Origin of the sequence: Asticcacaulis sp. W401b, from assembly GCF_046503825.1 — a bacterium.
In the GTDB taxonomy this organism is placed as follows: Bacteria; Pseudomonadota; Alphaproteobacteria; order Caulobacterales; family Caulobacteraceae; genus Asticcacaulis.
Map to the genome: position 1 here is coordinate 105662 of NZ_JBKFEE010000003.1, position 20320 is coordinate 125981.

Annotated in this window: 23 protein-coding genes and 1 tRNA gene; 11 read left to right on the forward strand and 13 right to left on the reverse strand. The window is 62.4% G+C overall.

The genetic code is table 11. From position 1 onward, the window contains the following. Positions 1–5: 5 nt before the first annotated feature. Complete coding sequence (locus tag ACK8OE_RS07995) at positions 6–632, reverse strand: LemA family protein (RefSeq protein WP_410272122.1); 627 nt, start codon at positions 630–632, stop codon at positions 6–8. A 251-nt stretch (positions 633–883) separates the two neighbouring features. Here ACK8OE_RS07995 and ACK8OE_RS08000 point away from each other — a divergent pair, with 251 nt between their 5' ends. Beyond that, positions 884–2137, forward strand: a complete 1254-nt coding sequence (locus tag ACK8OE_RS08000) for an SEL1-like repeat protein (RefSeq protein ID WP_410272123.1) — start codon at positions 884–886, stop codon at positions 2135–2137. Next, the gene (locus ACK8OE_RS08005; RefSeq protein WP_410272124.1) at positions 2134–2670 is read left to right on the forward strand and encodes a type II CAAX prenyl endopeptidase Rce1 family protein; all 537 of its coding nucleotides are present in this window, start codon (positions 2134–2136) and stop codon (positions 2668–2670) included. The genes ACK8OE_RS08000 and ACK8OE_RS08005 overlap by 4 nt, the downstream gene beginning before the upstream one ends. Positions 2671–2868: 198 nt before the next feature. On the opposite strand, the gene ACK8OE_RS08010 is transcribed toward ACK8OE_RS08005, so the two are convergent. Both ACK8OE_RS08010 and ACK8OE_RS08015 read right to left on the reverse strand, forming a co-directional pair. Then, positions 2869–3378, reverse strand: a complete 510-nt coding sequence (locus tag ACK8OE_RS08010; protein WP_410272125.1) for an N-acetyltransferase family protein — start codon at positions 3376–3378, stop codon at positions 2869–2871. Between the two features lie 164 nt (positions 3379–3542). Then, positions 3543–4025 (reverse strand): N-acetyltransferase family protein, encoded by a 483-nt coding sequence (locus ACK8OE_RS08015; RefSeq protein WP_410272126.1) that lies wholly within the window; start codon positions 4023–4025, stop codon positions 3543–3545. 125 nt (positions 4026–4150) lie between these two features. On the opposite strand from ACK8OE_RS08015, the gene ACK8OE_RS08020 reads away from it, so the two are divergent. Together ACK8OE_RS08020 and ACK8OE_RS08025 are read left to right on the forward strand one after the other, a co-directional pair. Then, a complete protein-coding gene (locus tag ACK8OE_RS08020; RefSeq protein WP_410272127.1) occupies positions 4151–4996 on the forward strand; it encodes a hypothetical protein in 846 nt (281 codons plus the stop codon). A 3-nt stretch (positions 4997–4999) separates the two neighbouring features. After that, entirely contained in the window at positions 5000–5926 is a 927-nt protein-coding gene (locus tag ACK8OE_RS08025; RefSeq protein ID WP_410272128.1) for an alpha/beta hydrolase, read from the forward strand. Positions 5927–6224: 298 nt separating this feature from the next. Here ACK8OE_RS08025 and ald read toward each other — a convergent pair whose 3' ends face one another. Next, positions 6225–7322, reverse strand: coding sequence for an alanine dehydrogenase (gene ald / locus ACK8OE_RS08030; protein WP_410272129.1), 1098 nt, complete (start codon positions 7320–7322; stop codon positions 6225–6227). Between the two features lie 120 nt (positions 7323–7442). Between ald and ACK8OE_RS08035 the strand changes: the two genes are divergently transcribed. Next, entirely contained in the window at positions 7443–7907 is a 465-nt protein-coding gene (locus tag ACK8OE_RS08035) for an Lrp/AsnC family transcriptional regulator (RefSeq protein ID WP_013479302.1), read from the forward strand. 166 nt (positions 7908–8073) lie between these two features. On the opposite strand, the gene ACK8OE_RS08040 is transcribed toward ACK8OE_RS08035, so the two are convergent. The 8 genes from ACK8OE_RS08040 to ACK8OE_RS08075 form a co-directional block, all read right to left on the reverse strand. Continuing rightward, positions 8074–8397, reverse strand: coding sequence for a hypothetical protein (locus ACK8OE_RS08040; RefSeq protein ID WP_290796232.1), 324 nt, complete (start codon positions 8395–8397; stop codon positions 8074–8076). Positions 8398–8460: 63 nt separating this feature from the next. After that, positions 8461–8739, reverse strand: a complete 279-nt coding sequence (locus tag ACK8OE_RS08045; protein WP_410272130.1) for a hypothetical protein — start codon at positions 8737–8739, stop codon at positions 8461–8463. Then, positions 8732–9286, reverse strand: a complete 555-nt coding sequence (locus ACK8OE_RS08050) for a sigma-70 family RNA polymerase sigma factor (protein ID WP_410272131.1) — start codon at positions 9284–9286, stop codon at positions 8732–8734. The genes ACK8OE_RS08045 and ACK8OE_RS08050 overlap by 8 nt, the downstream gene beginning before the upstream one ends. Continuing rightward, positions 9286–9606 (reverse strand): hypothetical protein, encoded by a 321-nt coding sequence (locus tag ACK8OE_RS08055; RefSeq protein ID WP_410272132.1) that lies wholly within the window; start codon positions 9604–9606, stop codon positions 9286–9288. Before ACK8OE_RS08055 ends, ACK8OE_RS08050 begins: the two co-directional genes overlap by 1 nt. 5 nt (positions 9607–9611) lie before the next feature. Next, positions 9612–9980: an EF-hand domain-containing protein gene (locus ACK8OE_RS08060; protein ID WP_290796239.1), complete on the reverse strand. Its 369-nt coding sequence runs from the start codon at positions 9978–9980 to the stop codon at positions 9612–9614. 79 nt (positions 9981–10059) lie between these two features. Then, positions 10060–10278, reverse strand: coding sequence for a flagellar basal body rod protein (locus ACK8OE_RS08065; protein ID WP_410272133.1), 219 nt, complete (start codon positions 10276–10278; stop codon positions 10060–10062). A gap of 207 nt (positions 10279–10485) precedes the next feature. Next, a tRNA-Leu gene (locus ACK8OE_RS08070) sits at positions 10486–10569 on the reverse strand. A gap of 91 nt (positions 10570–10660) precedes the next feature. Next, positions 10661–11128, reverse strand: a complete 468-nt coding sequence (locus tag ACK8OE_RS08075; RefSeq protein WP_410272134.1) for a hypothetical protein — start codon at positions 11126–11128, stop codon at positions 10661–10663. Positions 11129–11470: 342 nt separating this feature from the next. Here ACK8OE_RS08075 and ACK8OE_RS08080 point away from each other — a divergent pair, with 342 nt between their 5' ends. After that, positions 11471–11734 (forward strand): hypothetical protein, encoded by a 264-nt coding sequence (locus ACK8OE_RS08080; protein WP_410272135.1) that lies wholly within the window; start codon positions 11471–11473, stop codon positions 11732–11734. 87 nt (positions 11735–11821) lie between these two features. Here ACK8OE_RS08080 and ACK8OE_RS08085 read toward each other — a convergent pair whose 3' ends face one another. Then, complete coding sequence (locus tag ACK8OE_RS08085; RefSeq protein ID WP_410272136.1) at positions 11822–13153, reverse strand: aspartate aminotransferase family protein; 1332 nt, start codon at positions 13151–13153, stop codon at positions 11822–11824. A 127-nt stretch (positions 13154–13280) separates the two neighbouring features. Between ACK8OE_RS08085 and ACK8OE_RS08090 the strand changes: the two genes are divergently transcribed. The 5 genes from ACK8OE_RS08090 to ACK8OE_RS08110 all read left to right on the forward strand — a co-directional run bounded on the left by ACK8OE_RS08090 (position 13281) and on the right by ACK8OE_RS08110 (position 20239). After that, on the forward strand, positions 13281–13988 hold the full coding sequence (locus ACK8OE_RS08090) for a GntR family transcriptional regulator (protein ID WP_410272137.1): 708 nt from the start codon (positions 13281–13283) through the stop codon (positions 13986–13988). 225 nt (positions 13989–14213) lie between these two features. Further along, positions 14214–15734, forward strand: coding sequence for an aldehyde dehydrogenase (locus ACK8OE_RS08095; protein ID WP_410272138.1), 1521 nt, complete (start codon positions 14214–14216; stop codon positions 15732–15734). A gap of 4 nt (positions 15735–15738) precedes the next feature. Beyond that, positions 15739–17190 carry an NAD-dependent succinate-semialdehyde dehydrogenase gene (locus tag ACK8OE_RS08100; protein WP_410272139.1) on the forward strand — a complete coding sequence of 484 codons (1452 nt, stop codon included), beginning with the start codon at positions 15739–15741 and terminating at the stop codon, positions 17188–17190. Between the two features lie 142 nt (positions 17191–17332). Next, entirely contained in the window at positions 17333–18673 is a 1341-nt protein-coding gene (locus ACK8OE_RS08105) for an aspartate aminotransferase family protein (RefSeq protein WP_410272140.1), read from the forward strand. Positions 18674–18865: 192 nt separating this feature from the next. After that, entirely contained in the window at positions 18866–20239 is a 1374-nt protein-coding gene (locus tag ACK8OE_RS08110; RefSeq protein ID WP_410272375.1) for a glutamine synthetase family protein, read from the forward strand. Positions 20240–20320 lie beyond the last annotated feature (81 nt).

A 20320-nucleotide genomic window follows, 5' to 3' on the forward strand; every position in this document is an offset into this window, starting at 1 on the left:
GAGGGTTATTTCGAGGCTTCGGCGTTGTTCAGGCCCGAAAAGTCCACCGTCGGTGCCTTGTCGGCGCCCGGCGCGGCCTTGAAATATTCCATCGGCTTGGCGCCCGAATGGATCGTCCCGGCCAGAATGTTCTGCGGGAAGGAACGCAGGGTGGTGTTGTAGGTCTGGGCCGCGGCATTGAAGTCGCGGCGCGCGATGGAGATGCGGTTTTCCGCGCCTTCAAGCTGCGACATCAGAGTGGTGAAGTTCTGCTGGCTCCTGAGGTCCGGATAGCGTTCCACAACGACCATCAGGCGGCCCAGCGCCGAGGACATGCCGTCCTGCGCCTGCTGGAACTGCTGGAACTTGGCCGGGTCGGTGAGGGTCGAGGCATCGACCGTGACGCTGGTGGCCTTGGCGCGCGCTTCGACCACTTCGGTCAGGGTGCCGCGTTCGGCAATGGCCGCGCCCTGCACCGTGGCGACCAGATTCGGCACCAGATCGTTGCGGCGCTGATAGGCGTCCTGCACGTCAGAAAAGGCGCGTTTGGCGTTTTCTTCCTGAGTCGGGATGCGGTTGACGTCGCAGGCCGTCAGGCTCACGGCGGCGGCCGCGACGGCAAACAGACCCAGAATACGCTTCAGCTTGATCACGAGGGTAGCTCCCTTAAAAAGCCCGTGTGTAGTCTCTACACATAGGCGAAATCGGGCGCTTGCAAAAGGGGGGCAAGGTTACCTTTTGTTAAGCTGATGCGCACTCCGACAAAGTGCCATAAAAGCTTCTTGGCACTTTGCGGAAAAATGCGCGACCAAGTGAAAACCTCAGGCCAGCTCGCTTTGCAGTGGATTTTTCGGGGCAGGTTTGGCACAAGGGAGCGGTATTATCGTTCCGGGGGGAGCCTCCTATGTCTCTGAAAACCTTCTGTTCCGCGCTGCTGATCGCGGGTGGCCTGTTCGTGGGCGATGCGGCGCTGGCCGCTCAGGCCTTTGACAAGCCCGCGCCGACCGCCTTTTCCGATAAACCGTTTGACGCCGTGAAGGCCGCCGCCGAAAAGGGCGACCCGGTGGCCATGCACGCGCTGGGCCTGCTCTATTTCACGGGCAAGGGCGTGGAGCGCAACTGGACCGAGGCCTTCACATGGGCGCAGAAGGCCGCTGAGGCCGGGCTGGCCGAAGCGCAGTTCCGCACCGCCTATTACTACGATGGCGGCTATGGCGTCGCCGAAGACAATGCCAAGGCCATCGAATGGTACAGAAAGGCCGCCGCGCAAGGTCATGCCGGGGCGCACGCGCAACTGGGCAATATTGCGGTGCTGGGCCTGTATGGCGAAAAGGTCGATTTCGCGGCCGCCTATGAGCATTACCGCACGGCGGCAGACAAGGGCGATGCCGACGCCATGTACGATCTGGGGATCATGTACGAATTTGGCGAAGGCCGCGACAAGAGCGATGCTGAGGCGCTGAAATGGTACCAGCAGGCGGCCACCAAAGATCAGGCCGGCGCGGCCTATAAGGTCTTTGTCTTTTATGACGAGGGACGCGGTGGCCTGAGCCAGGACGCGGCCAAAAGCCGGGAATGGCTGATCAAGGCGGCGAAACTGGGCGATGACAACGCGCAGTACGAACTGGGCGACGTCTATTACTATGGTAAGGAGGTCGAACCGGACCTGGCCGAGGCCTTCAAATGGTTCGGTCTGTCGGCCATGCAGGACAATGCTGAGGCGCAATACAGCCTCGGCTACATGTACTTTGCCGGCGAGTTCCTCGAAGCCGATAATGATCAGGCCTATAAGTGGTTCCGCAAGGCGGCGGATCAGGACGATGGCAATGCGCAGTACTATGTCGGCTACATGTTCCTCAAAGGATTATCGGTAAAAACCTCTTATTCGGACGCCAAAAGCTGGTTTGAAAAGGCCGCGTTGAAGGGGCATGGATCGGCCATGCTGCAACTGGGGATCATGGCGGAAAACGCCATGGGTATGGCGCAGGATCGCGGCAGCGCCTTCGCGTGGTACAGCCTGTCGGCCGAGAAAAAGAATGAAGAGGCGAAAGAGAAGCTCAAGGCGCTGGAGGGGCAGATGACCGGGGCCGATAAGAGCAAGGGCAAGGCGCTACTGGCCGAGCGCAAGGCGGCGCTGGAGGCCGAGGCGAACAAATGAGCCTGTGGCGCTTGATCCGCGAGCGGGTAACGGGCGCCGGGCGCAGCCTGATCGTCTGGCCGTCGCTGAAGGACTGGGCGTGGTGCGCGGGGGTGTCGGCGGCGGTGACGCTGGCCGTGGCGGTGATCGGCTTTGGCAGTGGCATATTGCAGGTCGCGTCACCGCAGGCGGGTTTATTGGGGCTGTGGCTGAGCGTGATGCCGGTCCCGGCGTTCAGCGAGGAAATCGTCTTTCGCGGGCTGATGATCCCGGCGCAAACGGAAAGCACGCGACCCGTTCGGTGGATCGGCGTGGGCACGCTGATCTTCGTGCTGTGGCACGTATTTGAGGCGTTGGTGCTGTTGCCGGGCGCGACGCTGTTTCTGCATCCGGCCTTTCTGCTCAATGCCGGGCTGATCGGGCTGGGGTGCGCGCTGATGCGCTGGCGTACCGGGTCGTTATGGCCGGCGGTGCTGCTGCACGGGGCGCTGGTGTTCGTGTGGAAGGCGTGGCTGGGCGGGCCGTCGCTGGAGGTGCTGATGCGGGCGGGGTGAGGTTGTGGCGATCAACCAAAGCCCCCACCACCGCATCTCACCGCCAATGGCGGTTCGTGCGGTCCCAACGCTGGCGAAAGCTATACTTTCGCTGGCGCTATACCCCAGCAAGCTGGGGAGGTATAAGGGAAAGCGCCCTTTATGGGGTCTGGGGCCAGTTGGCCCCAGAATCTGAAATCCAGAATCTGAAATCCCGACCTACGACGCCACCGCGGCATCAAGGCTTTTGCGCATCACGTAGTTGGTGAGGTCATAGCCGCCGACGCGGGTGGGTTCTTCGTGATCGAAGGTGAATCCGGATTTCAGCGAAAAGCCGATACCGTGGTCGTGGTCTTTGGGGACGATCAGCGACAGGGTGCGGGTGTCGTCGAAATGGCCAAGCGTAGCCTGCATCAGGGCCTTACCGATACCGAAACCGCGATAGTCTTCGAGGACGTAGATCTTGTGCACGCTGACGTGCCCGTCTTCGGCGGCGGCCGACAGAAAGCCCACGGGCTTGCCGTTCACTTCGGCCACCCAATAGACGTGGCCGCGTTCGTCCATATCGGCTTCGAGGGTGTCGAGGTCGAACAGGGCGCTGATGATGGCGTCCATCTGCACCGGGGAGACGACGTTGCGATAAAGACGCGGCCAGATCAGCATGGCCAGATCGCGCACGATAAACAGTTCGTCCGTGCGGATGCGGCGGATTTTGGGCGGGTTCGGCATGTGTGACCTCCGTTTCCTGGCAGCGGGGGTGCCTTTAACAAGACTTCAGGGCGCCTTTGGGTCTTCCCTGTGTCAATTCCTCCAAATGGCAGTGACGCCTGTGGACAAGGTGCCATGAAATTCACGTCCTGTGAAATATTATTTCAGGGCGTGTGCGGATCAGATCACAGGGCCTTGCACAGGATGTGGTCGGTATAGTCAAACGGGCCCATGCGTACAGGGACGGTGGCTTCGATCTCAAAGCCCTGCGCGTGGTAGAAGGCAATGGCCGGGGCATTGCCGTCATTGACGTAGAGGGCCAGTTCGCGGGCGTCGGGAAAAGCCTTCAGGGCGGTCGCGATCAGGGCCTTGCCCGTGCCCTTGCCGCGGCAGGAGTGGCGCAGATAGAGCTTCTTCAGCCACAGGCGCGTACCCTCCGGATAGGCGGAAACGTAGCCGGCGTCGTGCCCATCGACCTGTGCCAGCCAGTAGCGATGCCCGCGCACCTGCACGTCGTCGCGCAGGGTGTCCAGCGCGTAGATGGCTTCGACCATCGGGCCGATGCGCTCCGGCGGCAGGATGCCCGCAAAACATTCCGGCCAGATGTCGCGCGCCAGCGTCTGTACGCGCGGCAGGTCGTCGAGCGTGGCCGCAAAAATATCGGTCATTATTTGTCCTCCCTGTTTGAGCCTGTGACAAGGATGAGATCGCAAAGCAAGAGCTTCGCACTCTTTACACAGCGTTCATAACGTGGTTATCATCTTAAGGTTGTATTAATCCAAAGGGGGATGTCATGGCCGATGCAACGGTGGCGACACAACTTATTGATCATGCCGGGGCGGTGATTTTGGCTACCGGCGCGGTCGGGACGGCGGCTTCGGCGCTGGTCGATGCGTCGCGGGGGATGCTGCCCAATGGCGGGGTGTCCGCCTGCGGTTACAAGCATATCAAGACGGTTTATGAGGCGCTGGAACCGGCGCTCAGTGTGGCGCTGGGGCGCTCGTGGGAGCCGGTGCTGCGCGGTTACTGGCTGAATGGCACGCCGCACGAGCAGCAGATCAATACGGTGATCGCCATGGTGCGGCTGGGGCTGAACGACGACAACCCGCAGGCGCTGCTCGACCGGCTGCTGGATACGGGCGCGCCGGGCGTGAAGCTGGCCTCGTCGGAGGCGTCTGCCCCCGCGCCGGTGGAGGTGGCCAGTCTGAAAGACGCGGTGCGTCTGATCAAAAACCCGCCGCCGCCGCCTCTTGAGGCCGACGGTCCGGTGGCGCTGGAGGCCGTGGAACCGGAGGTAACGGCCACCGAAGCCCACCGCACGCAGCAGGCCTTTGATGCGCTGGGGCGGTTTGATGCGCTGGTGCGGGCGCGGCTGGAGGCGGCGTTTGAGCTGGCCGACCATGACTATCGCGCCAAGGCCCGTCTGTCGGCGGCGGTGGTGTCGCTGGGGCTGGCATGGGTGTGTGGTGGGGCCTTTGTCTATGCGGATGCAGCGACCTCAGTGCCGCCTCAGACGGTGATGTTGGGTGCTACGATTCTGGGCCTGCTGGCCGTGCCTCTGGCCCCGATCGCCAAGGACCTGACCTCGGCCCTGCGTGCGGCCAGCGACGCCCTGAAAACCGTGACGAACAAGGGGTAGGCCGTGTGGTTTTTCGATGTGCGCGGCGGCCCCAATCCGGGGACCACGGCGGTCGCTGACCTCGGGCAAGCGCGGCTGCATTACGTCACCAAACGCGATGGCGAGGTGATCAAACCCTATGCCAGCGGCGTGCAAACCTATGCCGATGTGGCGCTGCTGGCCCGTTATGTGGCCAACCGCCGGCTGGTCTTTGTGACGCACGGCTACAATGTCACGATGCGTGATGGTCTCAACGCCCTGTCCGGCGTGCGGCAGTTCCTCAGCCTCGATGAAAGCTATCTGGTCATCGGCGTGCTGTGGCCGGGCGAGGGGGGGACGCCGCTCAACTATATCACCGAGCACCACGACGCGATCGCCGCCGGTAAACGCCTCGCTGAGCTGGTCGATACCCATTGCGGCGCGGCGGCTGAGGTAAACTTCATCTCGCACAGTCTGGGCGGGCGGGTCGGTCTGGAGTGCCTGAAGACGGTCAAGCGTCGCTTCCGCGAGGTGTGCCTGACGGCCCCGGCGGTCAATGCCGACGCCTTTGCCAAACGCTATAAGGGCGTGGAGGCCAAGGCCGAACGCATCTCTATTCTGGCCTCAAAGGCCGACAAGATTCTGATGCTGGCCTATCCGCCGGGCAATTTTGCCGCGACCTTTACGGGCGAAATCGACGCGCCGCTGACCGCCGCCCTGGGGCGGACGGGGGCCAAACCACGCCCGGCCAATGTCTCAAACTATCAGATTCCCTCAACCTTCCTGTGGCTCGACCCGGCGGTGGACCGCAATTTCGACCATATGGACTACTATCCGGGGCAGACGATGCGGACCTCGCCCGCCGTGACCCTGCCCGCGCCGATCGACCGCAACAATGCGCGTCCGGCGCAGGCCGCGCGCAATAATCTTTGGCCGCTAATGACCCACGCCCTGCCGAACTGGCCGGCTTAGAGCGGAATGATTTTAAATGGAAACATCATCCCGCTCTAAATTTTTGTTTTGTCGCGATATTTTTGTCGAAAACCGCTCACACTTTTCGACATATCGCTCTAGGAGCCAAAATAGAAAAGGCGCTTGAGACCAGGGGGGAAGTCTCAAGCGCCATCTTCAGCCGGACAGTTCAGGGGGGGGACGTCTGACCGGCTGGTAAGCTGTAGATAGGGTCACCCAGAGGGATTTCCAGACCTTCAGCTCGAAAAAAAGAACTTCAAGGTGCGGCAGGACGCCGCACCCTGTGACCGCCTGTGCCTCAGGCTACAAACGGCAGGCCGAGCGCCTCGGCCACGGCCGCGTGGCGGATATGGCCGCCCGCCACATTCAGCCCGGCCTTCAGGTGCGCATCGGCATTCAGCGCTTCGGCGACGCCCAGCTTCGCCATCTTCACCACAAAGGGCAGGGTGGCGTTGTTGAGCGCCAGAGTCGAGGTACGCGCCACCGCCCCCGGCATGTTGGCGACGCAATAGTGCACAATGCCGTCCACAAGGAAGATCGGGTCCTGATGCGTGGTCGGGTGCGAGGTTTCAAAACAGCCGCCCTGATCAATGGCGATATCAACCATCACCGCGCCGGGCTTCATGGTCTTCAGCATGTCGCGCGTGACCAGCTTGGGCGCTGCCGCGCCGGGGATCAGCACCGCCCCGATGACCAGATCGGCCTCAGCCACGGCAGCGGCCAGAGCGGCGCGCGCCGAATAGGCGGTCTTGACGCGGCCGTGGAACAGGCGGTCGATCTCGATCAACTTGTGCGCCGAGACGTCGAACACGGTTACGTCGGCCTGTAGCCCGGCGGCCATCTGCGCCGCGTTGATGCCCGCAACGCCCGCGCCGATGATGACGACCTTCGCCGGTTCGACGCCCGGCACACCGCCCACCAGCACGCCGCGTCCGCCATAGGCCTTGTGCAGATAGCTGGCCCCGACATGCACCGAAATACGCCCGGCGACCTCCGACATGGGGCGCAGCAGCGGCAGGCCGCCTTGCGCCTCGGTCACGGTTTCATAGGCGATGCAGGTGGCGCCCGACGCCATCAGCGCCTCGGCTTGCGGCTTGTCGGCGGCGAGGTGCAGATAGGTGAACAGGGTCTGATGCGGTTTCAGCCAGGCGCATTCGTGCAGTTGCGGTTCCTTGACCTTGACGATCAGGTCACCCGCCGCAAATGTAGCTTCGGCGGTATCCACGATTGTGGCCCCGGCGGCCTGATAGTCGGAATCACTGAAACCGATGCCCGCCCCGGCCTGTGTTTCAACAAAGACCTGATGCCCGTGGTGGGTGAGTTCCGCCACGCTGCCCGGCGTCAGCCCGACGCGGTATTCGTGGTTCTTGATTTCCTTCGGCACGCTGATTTTCATGGGGTTCCTCCGTCACTTTTGTGATCACAACCTGATTGTAGATAATGATGCGAATTTCGGTGGATTTTCTTGCAATTATGTGGCTTGTGCTGCCGATTTGCGGGATATATTCTCAATTCCATGGCGAACGCTGATAAATTTTCCGATCTCGATTCCTTTGACCGCGAACTGATCAAGGTTTTGCGTAATGACGCGCGGGCCACGGCGGCGGAGCTGGGGGAAAAGGTGGGCCTCAGCCCTTCGGCGGCGCACCGTCGCGTCAAGCTGCTGGAACAGCGCGGCATCATCACCGGCTACCGCGCGGTGATTGCCGAAAGCGTGCATGGCAAGCAGGGCATGGTCTTCGTGCACGTCACGCTTCAGGACCAGCGCCGCGAAACCTTCGAAAAGTTCGAAAAGGCGGTGGTGCAGATCGCTGCCGTCGAAGAATGCCACCTGATGTCGGGTGAGGCGGATTACCTGTTGAAAATCGTGCTGCGCGAAAGCCTGTCCTATGAGGACGTGCACCGCGACGTGCTTTCGACCATGCCGGGCGTGTCCAAGCTGGTGTCGCAGTTTTCGATCCGCACGGTAAAGGCGGTCTGAGTTTTCAGCAGACCTTGGCCCTGAAATTTTGGCCACGAAAAGCACAAAAAATCTGAGTCTTAAAGGGCCGCAGGTCCTTCATCTCGCCTCATTCAAGGGCGCTCCGCGCCGTTATGTGGCTAAGATTTTCGTGTCTTTTCGTGTTTTTCGTGGTTCAATTTACGTCTTACCCGTTCTTGGCCACCCAGTTTTCAAACATCAGGCTGGCCACGGCGCTCAGCTCTTCGCGGCTGAGCGTCCCGTCGCGGTTCATATCGACCAGATCGAAATAGGCCGCGTTTTTGGGGCTGACCGCCGTCAGTTCGGCGCGCGAAATCTTGCCATCCCTGTTGCTGTCGGTCTTGCGGAACTGCTTATCGACCTCGGCATCAAGGCGGCTGCGCAGGGCCTGTTTTTCAGCGGCGGTCCTGGGTGGCGCAACGGTTTCGGCCACAACGGGCAGGGCCGACAGGCTCAGGGCGGGGATCAGCCAGATCAGGGTCTTACGCATGAGGTCACCTCCGGTTCAGGGTGACATCCTAATGCCGGTAAGCGGCAGAATTATAGCGACGCCTCAGATTCCGACGATAAAGGCCAGTTCGTCGAGATCGGCCTCCTGCACGGCGGGCTGGTTCAGGCTGACCGACACGCCAACACCGATGACGACACAGGCGGCCAGCGCCGCGGCCTTATAGACCAGACCGTAGCGCCATTCGGTCAGGCTGCGCTGCGCCACTTCGCGCCAGGCAAAGCCCTGCGGCTGGCGCATGGCCTCACGCGCGATGCGGTCAGACAATCCCGTCGCCGGTTGCGGGGTCTTCCACTGCTGCAATGTGCGTTCGAACTCAGTCATCCTTTACTCCTAACACAGTCTTCAACTGCCGTCTTGCCCGCACGAGCAGCGATTCCACCGCTTTTACGCTCATATTGAGGCTCTGGGCGGCCTCGGCATTGCTGAAGCCTTCGAAATAGCACAGGGCCACGGCCATACGCTGATTGAGCGGCAGTTGCGCCACGGCGGCCCGCACGGCCCCGGCGGCCTGTCTCTGCGACAGTTGCGTCTCCGCATCCGGGTCGCCGTCGCTCAGCGCCTCGGCCCAGTCGTCTATAGACTGGGTTTTGGGCCTGAAACGCCGCGCCCGATCGAGGCAGGCGCGGGTCACGATGGTATAAAGCCAGGTCGAAAAGGCCGAGCGGTCCGGCTCATAACGCCCGGCATTGGCCCACACCTTGGTGAAGGCCGCCTGCACGGCGTCTTCGGCGTCCTCCCGGTTGAGCAGGACGCGGTAAGCCACGGCGTGCGCGCGCGGCAGGTGACGCGCCACGAGCTGACGGAAGGCGGCGGCATCACCCTCCGCCGTCAGCCGCATAAGCTGCGCATCACCGACCGTATCGCGCATCACTTGTCCTTGGGCTCCAGCGGGCGCTTGGGGCCTTTCAGTTCGGCCCGCACCTCTTCGCGCGACAGCTTGCCGTCCTTATTGACGTCGAGGCGATCGAAACGCTCATTGGCCTGTTTCAGGAATTCCTCGCGAGAGATGAAATTGTCCTGATTGGCGTCGGTGCGTTTGAACAGACGCTCCTCGAACTTGTCTCGCATCTCGTCGGCGCGTTTGCGGTGTTCCTGCATCCGCTCCTGCCACAGGGTGGCCTGAGCGAAGACGGGGGAGGCCGCCATTATAAGGCCAGCGGCCATCAGGCTGAAGACGACGGGTCGCATGGGCCTTAGTTCCCTCCGCTCGAAGACGATGAAGACGATGATGCGCCGCCGTCACGCGGGCCACCCCCACGCGGACCGCCCGGACCCATGCGCTCTTTCATGAAGGCGATCATTTCGTCCTTGGTCAGCTTACCGTCCTTGTTGGCGTCCATCATGTCGAAGGCTTCGGGGCGGCGGCCCTTGAACTCATCGCGGGTGATAAAGCCGTCCTTATTGGTGTCCATCTTCGCAAAACGCTCATCAGGCGTCATGCGCGGGCCGGGGCCGCCATTGCCCCAGCCGCCCGGCGGCGGGGATTGGGTCTCGACCTGCGCCATAGCGGCGGCCGGCAGCAGGAACAGGGCGGAAGCGATCAGAAGCGGGGTCTTTTTCATTGGGGTAACCGTCCGTTGGAGGAAAGATATCCCTTATACGGAGCCCTTCGCCAATCCCCTGCGCAGAGGATTCAAACCGTTAAATCTTCATATCCAGCAATCGGCCGGTCATCTCTTCCGCGGTCTTTATCACGGCCAGATTGGCGGCAAAGGCGGTGCGCGCCTCAGACTGATCCACCACGGCCCCCAACAGGGTGGTCGTGTCGCTCCCGGCGGACTGAGCCACCTTCGTCGCGGCGCGGTCAAACATCCGCGTCGCATTCAGAGCCCCCGCCGCTGCGGTATGAAAAGCGATCATCTTACGCCACCTGTCACCGGCGCGTTCGGCATCCGGCCTGTGGATAATGTGCCTGATCGCTTAAGAAGGGACTTAGAAACGGGGTTAATGGGTGGGAGTGCAGCCTGCGCGGCGCCCCAAAGGGCGAAGCCCGTCTTTAACGAAATCTGGGCGTAGCCTCTGAGCGCAAACTAAGATCCATTTTATATTTTCTGCGAAAATATAAAATGGTGCCCCTGGTCAGACTCGAACTGACACACCTCTCGGTACCGGATTTTGAATCCGGCGCGTCTACCATTTCACCACAGGGGCACGCTTTGCGACGGATCGCGGCGGGTGAGGGACGCGTAGTTATCGGCTTTTGCCGGGACTGGCAAGCCCCTCAGGCCTGCGTTTCCACCAATCAGTCGTCGTCGCGTTCGGCGTCGCGGCGGCGCATGTCCTCGCCCCAGGCCGAGATCAGCTCAGAGACGATGGCCAGCAGCGACGGGAAGCGCGAGGCCAGAAGCCCGGCGGCGACGGCGGCGGCGCTGGCCAGCACGGGCGAGCGGCCTTTGAGGGCATCAAGGATGCGCTGGATATGCACGATGGCCGATTGGGCGTGGGCGGCCTGAGTCTGGGCCTTCAGCAGGGCCTGCTGTTCCTCGCGGCGGCGTTTACCCGCCTGCTTGACCAATACATACAGGATCAGCGGCAGGATCATCGCGCCGCCCAGCGCCACCGGCCCCCAGATCGGCCCCAGCCAGATTTGCAGGGCGTTGAACAGGCCGATACTGGCCCAGGCCAGACCGATAATGGCCGCGGCGACCATCAGGACGACGACGATCAGGGTGGTCCGCAGCTCAGATAGCTGTTCCGACAGATTAAACATGACACGCCCCTTTAAAATGAACAGACCGATTGTGCGGCACACTATCGCCGTTTGACAGGCTAGTGGAATGAATTTGACATTTGACACCCAGTTACCGCAACCCGTGCAGTCAAATGTCAAATTCGAGATTCCACTAGAATCCTAAATCCTAGTGGTCTTTTAGATTTTGACATTTGCCTCTAAGCGTGTGGCAAAGCGGTAGCAAATGTCAAAATCAGACCACTAGCGCGCATTCCGAAAAGTGTGAAACGGTATTCGGAATCAAATGCGCGCGAATACAAAATTTCAGGCAAGGATATCCGCGCGATTCTGTAAGAATTCCGTAAAAGCAGAGGCTCATTGATGAAAACGCTGATCGCCGCCCTGTGGCACATGACGGGTGTCATCTGCGCACCGCTCTACTGGTTGCTGTCGGTCCTGTTTCTGTGGGGCGGGATGATCCTCAATGGCGAGGGGAAGCCGGAGGGGCTGTGGGCCATCTGGCTGGTGCTGATCCTGCTGGTCGCGCGCTTTGCTCCGCCGGTGCATAAGCTGGGTGGGCGATGGGTCAATGTGTTGGGCTGCGCGATCTTTGGTCTGTTCGCGCTGATCGTGTCGGTGAGTTAGAGAAGGACTATTTTAGGTAAAAACAACATCTCGCAATAGCACCTCCCCTGATTTCAGGGGAGGTGCTCGCATGTAAATCACGAGGCTCTAACCCGTCTGATCCAGCACGCGGCGCAGGGTGTCGACAATGCGGTCGATGTGCGCCTTTTCGATGATCAGCGGCGGTGACATGGCGATGATGTCGCCGGTGACGCGGATCAGCAGACCGGCTTCGAAACAGCGGTCGAAGACCTCCAGCGCGCGGGCCGTGGGGGCCCCTTCGCGCGGGGTCAGTTCGATCCCGGCGATCAGGCCCAGATTGCGGATGTCGATGACGTGCTTCGCGTCGCGTAAAGAATGGACGGCCTCCTGCCAATAGGGGGACATTTCGGCGGCGCGGGCGAACAGGCCTTCCTCTTCATAGGTTTCCAGCGTGGCAATCCCGGCGGCGCAGGCCAGCGGGTGACCGGAATAGGTATAGCCGTGGAACAGCTCGATCGGGGTTTCCGAAGCCTGCATGAAGGTGTCGTAGATGCGGTTTGACACGCCGACGGCCCCCATCGGCACGGTGGCATTGGTGATGCCCTTGGCCATGCAGATCAGGTCCGGGCGCACGCCGAAATAGTCCGCCGCAAACGGCGTCCCCAGCCGCCCGAAACCGGTGATCACTTCGTCAAAGATCAGTAGGATATCGTGCTTGTCGCAAATCTCACGCAGGCGCTTTAGGTAGCCCTTCGGCGGGATCAGCACGCCGGTCGAACCGGCCACCGGCTCAACAATAACAGCGGCGATGGTCGAGGCGTCGTGCAGCGTCACCAGTCGTTCCAACGCCTCGGCCAGATCGGCCCCGTGCTCAGGCTCGCCTTTTGAGAAAACATTCTGCGGCAGGTGGGTGTGCGGCAGGTGATCGACCCCGGTCAGCAGCGTGCCGAAGTGCATGCGGTTCTTGACGATGCCGCCGACGCTGATGCCGCCAAAGCCGGTGCCGTGATAGGCGCGCTCACGCCCGATCAGGCGCGTCTTGGCGCCATTGCCGCGCATCCGATGATAGGCCAGGGCGATCTTCAGGGCCGTATCGGCGGCCTCCGAGCCGGAATTGGTCAGGAAGACCTTTTTGAGGTCGTAGGGCAGGATGTGGCTGAGTTTGTGGGTGAATTCAAACGCCAGTGGGTGGGCGATATTGAAGGTCGGCGCAAAGTCCAGCACCGCCGCCTGTGTCTGGATAGCCGCCGTGATTTTGGGGCGGTTATGCCCGGCATTGGAACACCACAGGCCCGCCGTGGAGTCCAGAATCTCACGCCCGTCATGGCTGCGGTAATACATGCCGTCGGCTTCGACCAGCAGCTTGTGCCGCCCGGACTTGAAGGCCCGGTTGGGCGTGAAGGGCATCCAGAACGAACTCAGCGCGTCGGGTGAGGGGAATTGATCAGACGCCTCCATAGCCGGGCCTCCCTTAAACAACAGGCATTTCAATTGTCCGTCCACAGCTTACAGGCTATACACAGCTCTACCAGTCTTTTTGTGCGCCGTTTCCCTATTTTGTGATCACATTTTCGAGGCCGTCTCTATGACCTTTCCGGCGCTGAACGTCTTTCCGCCCAACGCCCTGAGCACCGGGGTTGATGGGCGTGACGAGGACGCCTCCGTCCACGATCAGGTCTATGAGGCGCTGGCCAACCTGCTGATTCAGGGGCAGATTCCGCCGGGCAAGTCGGTCTCGCTCCGCACCTTGGCCAGCGGGCTGGGGGTCAGCCCCATGCCGGTGCGTGAGGCGGTGCGCCGCCTGATCGCGCAGAAGGCCCTGGAGCTTCAGCCGTCGAACAAGCGCCTGCGCGTGCCTTCGCTTTCCGAAGACCGCCTGAAGCAGTTGATGATGGCGCGCCAGTGGGTCGAGCCGGAACTGGCTTTCCGCGCCGTGGCGGCGATGACGAAGGACACGATTGCCGAACTGAAGGCCGACGATCAGCGCCTGATGGCGGCTTTGGGTAAGGGCGATGTCGATGGCTATATGCAGGCCAACCACGCCTTTCATTTCCGCATCTACCGGCTGGCGCAGGCGGACCTGTTTCTCGATATGGCCAAGACGTTGTGGTTGCAATCGGGGCCGTTCATGCGCGTGGTCTTCGGGCGGCTGGGGACGGTGCAACTGCCGCAGGACCACCATCAGGAACTGATCCGCGCGTTTGAGACCGGCGACCCGGGGGCCGTGCGCCAGCATATGTCGGACGACGTGCACGAGGGGATGGAACTGATGCTGGAAGCGTTGAAGAGGTAAGCCTTTTCTTCTCCCTGTGCCGACGGTATGTGGCGCAATACCAGCGAAAGCGACAAGGGACGCGGCTGTTGACGTTTCCGAGTCATCCCCTCCCACCATCCGCTGTCGCTGCGCTTCGCGGATGGTCCCCCCTCCCACGGCTTCGCCGCAGGCGGGAGATTAAGGCTTGACGACTGTGTTTGCGCCATGTTCCATTTGTGATCACAAATTGCCGGAGGTTTTGCCATGCTGCCCGCGCCGATTGCCACGCCTGCTGCCGACCTGTCCGGGGTGCTTGAAGCCCTGAAAGCGGTCTTCAGACCCGACAAGGCCTTTATCGACGGGCAATGGACGGCGGCAGCGTCCGGGCGCACCTTCGATAATCACACGCCGCGCGACCATAGCCTGATCAACCGGCTGCCCGCCTGTGACGCCGCCGATGTCGATGCGGCCGTGCGTTCGGCGCGTCAGGCCTTCGAAGACGGGCGCTGGCACCACGTCGCCCCAAAAGCCAAGAAAAAGGTGCTGCACGCCCTGGCCGATCTGATGACGGCGCACGCGGAAACTCTGGCCCTGCTCGAATGTCTTGATACGGGCAAGCCGATCCGCGATGCCCGCGCCGTCGATATCCCTCTGGCCATCAACAGCGTGCGCTACTATGCCGAGGCGCTGGACAAGATCTATGGCGAGGTGGCACCCGCCCCGCAGGGCCGTTTCTCCTATGCCGAACACGAGCCGCTGGGCGTTATCGGGGCCATTGTGCCGTGGAACTTCCCTCTGCACATGGCCATGTGGAAGGTCGCGCCGGCGCTGGCCATGGGCAATTCGGTGGTGCTCAAACCCGCCGAGCTGTCGTCTCTAACGGCGCTCTATGTGGCGGCGCTGGCCATCGAGGCCGGTCTGCCTGCCGGCGTGTTCAATGTGGTGACCGGCTTCGGCCATGAGGCCGGTGACGCGCTGGCCCGCCATATGGAGGTCGATATGATCGCCTTTACCGGGTCGGGCCCGGTGGGGCGGCAACTGCTGAAGGCGTCGGCCGAGTCGAACCTCAAGCGCGTCTCGCTGGAGCTGGGGGGTAAGTCGCCGCAGATCGTCTTTGCCGACTGCCCGGACCTTGAAGCGGCAGCCCAGAACGCCGCCTGGGGCGTCTTCTATAATCAGGGTCAGGTGTGCACGGCGGCCTCGCGCCTGTTCGTCGAAGCCTCTATCAAGGACGCCTTCCTCGAAAAGGTCATCGCCGTGGCCAGGACCATCACGGTCGGCGACCCCTTCGATCCGCAAACCGCCTTTGGGGCCATGATCTCCGAGCGTCAGATGAACACGGCGCTCGACTATATCGCCAAGGGGCAGGCGGGGGGCGGCACGCTGCGGCTGGGCGGTAGCCGGGTGATGTGCGACACCGGCGGCTTCTATGTCGAGCCGACGCTCATTGATGGCATCACGCCGGACAATGTTTTGGCCCGTGAAGAGGTGTTCGGGCCGGTTCTGTCGGTCCTGAGCTTTGAGGGCGAAGCCGAGGCCTTGCGTCTGGCCAATGATACGGTCTATGGGCTGGCCGCCGGGGTGTGGACGGCGGATGTCGGGCGCGCCATGCGGGCGGCGAAACAGCTCAAGGCCGGGCTGGTCTGGGTCAATGGCTGGGACGCCTGCGACATTACGCTGCCCTTCGGGGGCTTTAAACAGTCGGGCTTTGGTCGCGATCGCAGCCTGCACGCCCTATATAAGTATGCCGATCTGAAGTCCGTCTCGATCAGCTATACGGTATAAAGCCATGAAACTCACCCCCGCCATTCTCGACATCCTCGGCGACGCCATCAGCCAGACGCCGCCCGCCTATAAGGCCTTCGCCTCGTATAACCCTTCGACCGGCGAGGTGCTGGCCTATGTGCGCGATATGGGCGCTGCGGAAACCGAGGCCGCCATCGCCGCCGCTCAGGCCGTCATGCCCGAATGGGCGGCGAAAACCGCCAAGGAGCGTGCCAGGATTCTGGAAAAATGGCACGATCTGCTGATGCAGAATCAGGAGGCGCTGGGCCTTCTGGTGTCGCTGGAGCAGGGCCGCGCCATTAAGGAAGCGCGCGGCGAAGTGGCCTATGCGGCGGGCTTCATCGAATGGTTCGCCGAAGAGGGCAAGCGCGCCTATGGCCGCACCATCCCGGCCCCGGTGGCGGGCAAACAATTGCTAACGATCCAGCAGCCGGTGGGTGTGGTCGGCGCCGTGACGCCTTGGAACTTCCCCCTGTCGATGATCACGCGCAAGCTGGGGCCGGCGCTGGCCGCCGGGTGCGCCGCGGTGCTGAAACCCGCCGAAGACACGCCTCTGAGCGCGCTGGCGCTGAAGCAACTGGCCGACAGGGCCGGGGTGCCCGAAGGCCTGATCCACATTGTGACGGCGGCCAGCGGGGCCGAGGTGGGCAAGGTCCTGACCACCGATCCGCGCATCAAAAAGTTCTCCTTCACCGGCTCCACGCCGGTCGGCAAGACGCTCTATGAACAGTGCGCCTCGACCATCAAGAAGATCTCGCTGGAGTTGGGCGGCAATGCGCCTGTGGTGGTGTTTGACGACGCCAACCTCGATATCGCGGTCCCGGCGACGGCCCTGTCCAAGTTCCGCAATTCGGGGCAAACCTGCGTATGTGCCAACCGCATCTTCGTGCAGCGCGGCATCTATGACGCCTTTGTCGAACGCCTGACCGCCGAAGCCAAACGCCTGCAACTTGGGCCGGGCTGGGAAGAGGGCACAGGCCTTGGGCCGCTGATCAATCAGAAGGCCGCCACCAAGGTGACGCAACTGGTCGAAGACGCGGTGGCGAAGGGTGCTAAGGTCGTGCTGGGCGGCAAGGTCGATGAGACTCAGGGGCCGCTGTACTTCCCGGCGACCATACTGACGCACGTGCCGCGTGAGGCCCGTATGTTCGATGAGGAAATCTTCGGGCCCGTGGCGGCGCTCTATCCGTTCGACACCGAAGCGGAGGGAATCGCTCTGGCGAATGACACGCCGTTCGGTCTGGCGGCCTATGCCTTCACGACGGACATCAAGCGCGGCTGGCGCGTCACGCAGGCCATTGAAGCCGGCATGGTCGGCCTCAATGACGGGGTCATGTCCACCGAGGTCGCGCCCTTTGGCGGGGTCAAGGAATCGGGGCTGGGCCGCGAAGGCGCGGTCGAAGGCCTTGAGGAATTTCTGGAGACCAAGTTCATCAGTTTCGGGGGGTTGGGATGAGAGGCGTTTGCGGCAGCCTCCCCTCTGATTTCAGGGGGGATACCGGCTTTAGCCGGAGGGGGGTTAACCCCACCCGTCATACGATCCTGACGGATCGTCTGCCACCCTCCCCTGAAATCAGGGGAGGCTCTGTGAGCGCAAGATGACGTCCCTGTCTGACTTCCTCACCGAACAAAAGCGCCTGTTCACCGCCACCCACCCCAAAACGGTCGCTTTGGCCGAAGCGGCTAAGGGTGTGTGGCGGGGTGGGGTGCCGATGCACTGGATGCACGACTGGGCCTCGCCCGTGCCGCTCTATGCCGAGCGGGCCAAGGACGCCACCCTGTGGGACGTGGATGGCCACGCCTATGACGACTTCTGTCTGGGCGACACCCCGTCCATGTTCGGCCACGGGCGCGAGGAACTGCAACGCGCCATTGCCGCGCAGGCCGGGCAGGGGGTGGGCTTCATGCTGCCGACCCGCTCCAGCCTTGAGGTGGGGCAGCTTCTGAAAGACCGTTTCGGCCTGCCGGTGTGGCAGTGCGCCACCACGGCATCGGACGCCAATCGCGCCGTCATCCGCTGGGCACGGGCCATCACCCGGCGCGCCAAAATCCTGTTTATCGACGGAGCCTACCACGGCATGGTCGATGACGCCTTTGTGGTGCTGAAGGACGGGCAGATCGTTCACAAGACCGGCCTGATCGGGCAGGTCGTCGACCTGACGCAGCACAGCGTCGTCGTGCCGTTCAACGACCTGACGGCGCTGGAGACAGCGCTGCGCACCGGTGAGATCGCCGCCGTCATGCTCGAACCCGTGATGACCAATTGCGGCATGATCCTGCCGATTGAGGGTTATCATGAGCGCCTGCGCACCCTGTGTGACGAGACGGGCACGCTGCTGGTGTACGATGAGACGCACACCCTGTCGTCGGGCTTTGGCGGCTATGTGCGCGAACACGGTATGCGCGCCGACGTCCTGACCGTAGGCAAGGCCATTGCCGGAGGCGTCCCCGCCGCCGTGTGGGGCGTGACCGCCGAGGTCGCCGCGCGCATGGACGCCGCTCAGGCCGCCATCGGGCCGGGTTCGTCGGGCATAGGCACCACCTTGTCCGGCAACGCGCTGGCCATCGCGGGCATGAAGGCCATGCTGAGCGAGGTCATGACCGCCGACGCCTATGCCTGGATGCAGGCCGGGGCCGAAACCCTTGTGGCCAAGCTGAGGGCCGTCATTGCGCAGCATCAGGTGCCGTGGTCGGTGGTGCATGTGGGCGCGCGGGCCGAGCTGGTCTTCGCCGATCCGGCCCCGCAAAACGCCGCCGACATGCGCCGTGCGCTGAACCCGCACCTGCTGGAGGCCCTGCATCTCTATCTGATCAATCGCGGGGTGCTGATCGCGCCCTTCCACAATATGATGCTGATTTCGCCCAAAACCCCACCGGAGGCCATTGACCGCCTCGTGGCGGCGGTGGAAGGGTTTATCACGGAGTACACGCGTTTTTAAAACATACCTCTCCCGTCCACCGGGGAGGGAACCGCACGAGATTGCCGCAGGCAAGCCATATGTGGGGGTGAGGGGGCTTCTGACCCGCATGCCAAGCCAGTAGCCCCCCTCCGTCATTTGCTGCGTAATGCCACCTCCCCCAGCCCGCTGGGGGAGCAGGAAGGATCAAACATGTCTTTACCGCCCCACCCCATGGTTGCCACCGTTGATGAGGCCAAGGCCTTTCTGGAGGCCTACCCGCACATCAACTACTTCGAGATCCTGTTCACCTCGATGACCGGGGTGCCGCGCGGCAAGCGCCTGCGTCGTCACGAGTTGTTGCCCATCTACGAATATGGCCGTTTCCTGCCGGGCTCGATTCTGGTGGTCGATACGCTGGGGGCCGATTGCGAAGAGACGGGTCTTGTCTGGGAAGACGGCGACGCCGATCGCGTAGCGCGACCCGTGCCGGGGACGCTGACGCCCGCGCCGTGGCTGGGGGACGATGTGGGGCAGGTGATGCTCTCCCTCTATGAACTGGATGGCACGCCCAACGACCTCGATCCGCGCCATGTGTTGCAACGGGTGCTCGACCGCTACGCTGCCGACGGCCTGACGCCGGTGGTGGCCTGTGAGCTGGAATATTACCTCGTCGATATCGAGCGGGGACAAAACGGCGAGCTGGTGCCCGCCGCCGGCTTCAATACGGGCCAGACGCCGAAAGGCATTCAGGTCTATGGCCTGCCCGAAGTCGAAGCGCACGGCGAATTCTTCCGCACCCTGTGGGAGACAGCGGATGTGATTAACATCCCGCTGGAAGGGGCGATTTCCGAATTTGCCCCCGGTCAGGTCGAACTGACCCTGAAGCACAAGCCGGATGCGCTGCGCGCCGCCGACGATGCCGTCCTCTATAAGCGCATGGCCAAGGGCGTGGCGCTCAGTCTCGGCATCGAAGCGACCTTTATGGCCAAGCCGTGGGCCGATCGTGCGGGCTCCGGCTTCCACGTACACGTCTCGGTGGCGGATAAGGACGGCAAAAACCTCTGTGCCGACGCCCACCCAGAAGGCTCGCCGCTGCTCAAGCACATGATCGGCGGCATGAAGGATCATCTGGCTGATTGTATGGGCATCCTCGCGCCGGGGGCCAACAGCTATAAACGCTTCAAGGCCAATTCCTATGCTCCGGTGGGCCTGACCTGGGGCGTCAATAACCGCACCGTATCCTTGCGCGTCACCGCTGGCCCCGCCCATACGCGCCACGTCGAACACCGTGTCGCCGGGGCCGATGGCAACCCCTATCTGGTGCTGGCAGCCATTCTCGCCTGCGCCCACCACGGCCTGACGCACAGGATCGACCCCGGCCCCGCCGTGGTTGGCAATGGCTATGCCGTGGCCGCCGAAACCGGCGCAACGCTTCCCACCAACTGGTTCGCGGCGGTCGATTATCTCGACCGGTCTCAGGTGCTGCGCGACTATCTGGGCGAGCGCTTCATCGACATGTATGTGAAGGTCAAAAAGACCGAACAGGCGCGTTTCTTCGAGGAAATCACCGAACTGGACTACGACTGGTATATGCGCAACGCCTGATACGAGTATCGTGAATTTGAAGTTCGCTTCATGTTGATATCGAACGTCGGGCGAACTTCAAATTCAAAAACGATACTCGAT

What these genes read in the sequence shown, in the direction of transcription:
- ACK8OE_RS08000 (WP_410272123.1), top strand. Translation starts at nt 884, where the DNA reads ATGTCTCTGAAAACCTTCTGTTCCGCGCTGCTGATCGCGGGTGGCCTG.
- ACK8OE_RS08005 (WP_410272124.1), top strand. Translation starts at nt 2,134, where the DNA reads ATGAGCCTGTGGCGCTTGATCCGCGAGCGGGTAACGGGCGCCGGGCGC.
- ACK8OE_RS08010 (WP_410272125.1), bottom strand. Translation starts at nt 3,378, where the DNA reads ATGCCGAACCCGCCCAAAATCCGCCGCATCCGCACGGACGAACTGTTT.
- ACK8OE_RS08015 (WP_410272126.1), bottom strand. Translation starts at nt 4,025, where the DNA reads ATGACCGATATTTTTGCGGCCACGCTCGACGACCTGCCGCGCGTACAG.
- ACK8OE_RS08020 (WP_410272127.1), top strand. Translation starts at nt 4,151, where the DNA reads ATGGCCGATGCAACGGTGGCGACACAACTTATTGATCATGCCGGGGCG.
- ald (WP_410272129.1), bottom strand. Translation starts at nt 7,322, where the DNA reads ATGAAAATCAGCGTGCCGAAGGAAATCAAGAACCACGAATACCGCGTC.
- ACK8OE_RS08035 (WP_013479302.1), top strand. Translation starts at nt 7,443, where the DNA reads ATGGCGAACGCTGATAAATTTTCCGATCTCGATTCCTTTGACCGCGAA.
- ACK8OE_RS08040 (WP_290796232.1), bottom strand. Translation starts at nt 8,397, where the DNA reads ATGCGTAAGACCCTGATCTGGCTGATCCCCGCCCTGAGCCTGTCGGCC.
- ACK8OE_RS08045 (WP_410272130.1), bottom strand. Translation starts at nt 8,739, where the DNA reads ATGACTGAGTTCGAACGCACATTGCAGCAGTGGAAGACCCCGCAACCG.
- ACK8OE_RS08050 (WP_410272131.1), bottom strand. Translation starts at nt 9,286, where the DNA reads ATGCGCGATACGGTCGGTGATGCGCAGCTTATGCGGCTGACGGCGGAG.
- ACK8OE_RS08055 (WP_410272132.1), bottom strand. Translation starts at nt 9,606, where the DNA reads ATGCGACCCGTCGTCTTCAGCCTGATGGCCGCTGGCCTTATAATGGCG.
- ACK8OE_RS08060 (WP_290796239.1), bottom strand. Translation starts at nt 9,980, where the DNA reads ATGAAAAAGACCCCGCTTCTGATCGCTTCCGCCCTGTTCCTGCTGCCG.
- ACK8OE_RS08065 (WP_410272133.1), bottom strand. Translation starts at nt 10,278, where the DNA reads ATGATCGCTTTTCATACCGCAGCGGCGGGGGCTCTGAATGCGACGCGG.
- ACK8OE_RS08075 (WP_410272134.1), bottom strand. Translation starts at nt 11,128, where the DNA reads ATGTTTAATCTGTCGGAACAGCTATCTGAGCTGCGGACCACCCTGATC.
- ACK8OE_RS08080 (WP_410272135.1), top strand. Translation starts at nt 11,471, where the DNA reads ATGAAAACGCTGATCGCCGCCCTGTGGCACATGACGGGTGTCATCTGC.
- ACK8OE_RS08085 (WP_410272136.1), bottom strand. Translation starts at nt 13,153, where the DNA reads ATGGAGGCGTCTGATCAATTCCCCTCACCCGACGCGCTGAGTTCGTTC.
- ACK8OE_RS08090 (WP_410272137.1), top strand. Translation starts at nt 13,281, where the DNA reads ATGACCTTTCCGGCGCTGAACGTCTTTCCGCCCAACGCCCTGAGCACC.
- ACK8OE_RS08095 (WP_410272138.1), top strand. Translation starts at nt 14,214, where the DNA reads ATGCTGCCCGCGCCGATTGCCACGCCTGCTGCCGACCTGTCCGGGGTG.
- ACK8OE_RS08100 (WP_410272139.1), top strand. Translation starts at nt 15,739, where the DNA reads ATGAAACTCACCCCCGCCATTCTCGACATCCTCGGCGACGCCATCAGC.
- ACK8OE_RS08105 (WP_410272140.1), top strand. Translation starts at nt 17,333, where the DNA reads ATGACGTCCCTGTCTGACTTCCTCACCGAACAAAAGCGCCTGTTCACC.
- ACK8OE_RS08110 (WP_410272375.1), top strand. Translation starts at nt 18,866, where the DNA reads ATGGTTGCCACCGTTGATGAGGCCAAGGCCTTTCTGGAGGCCTACCCG.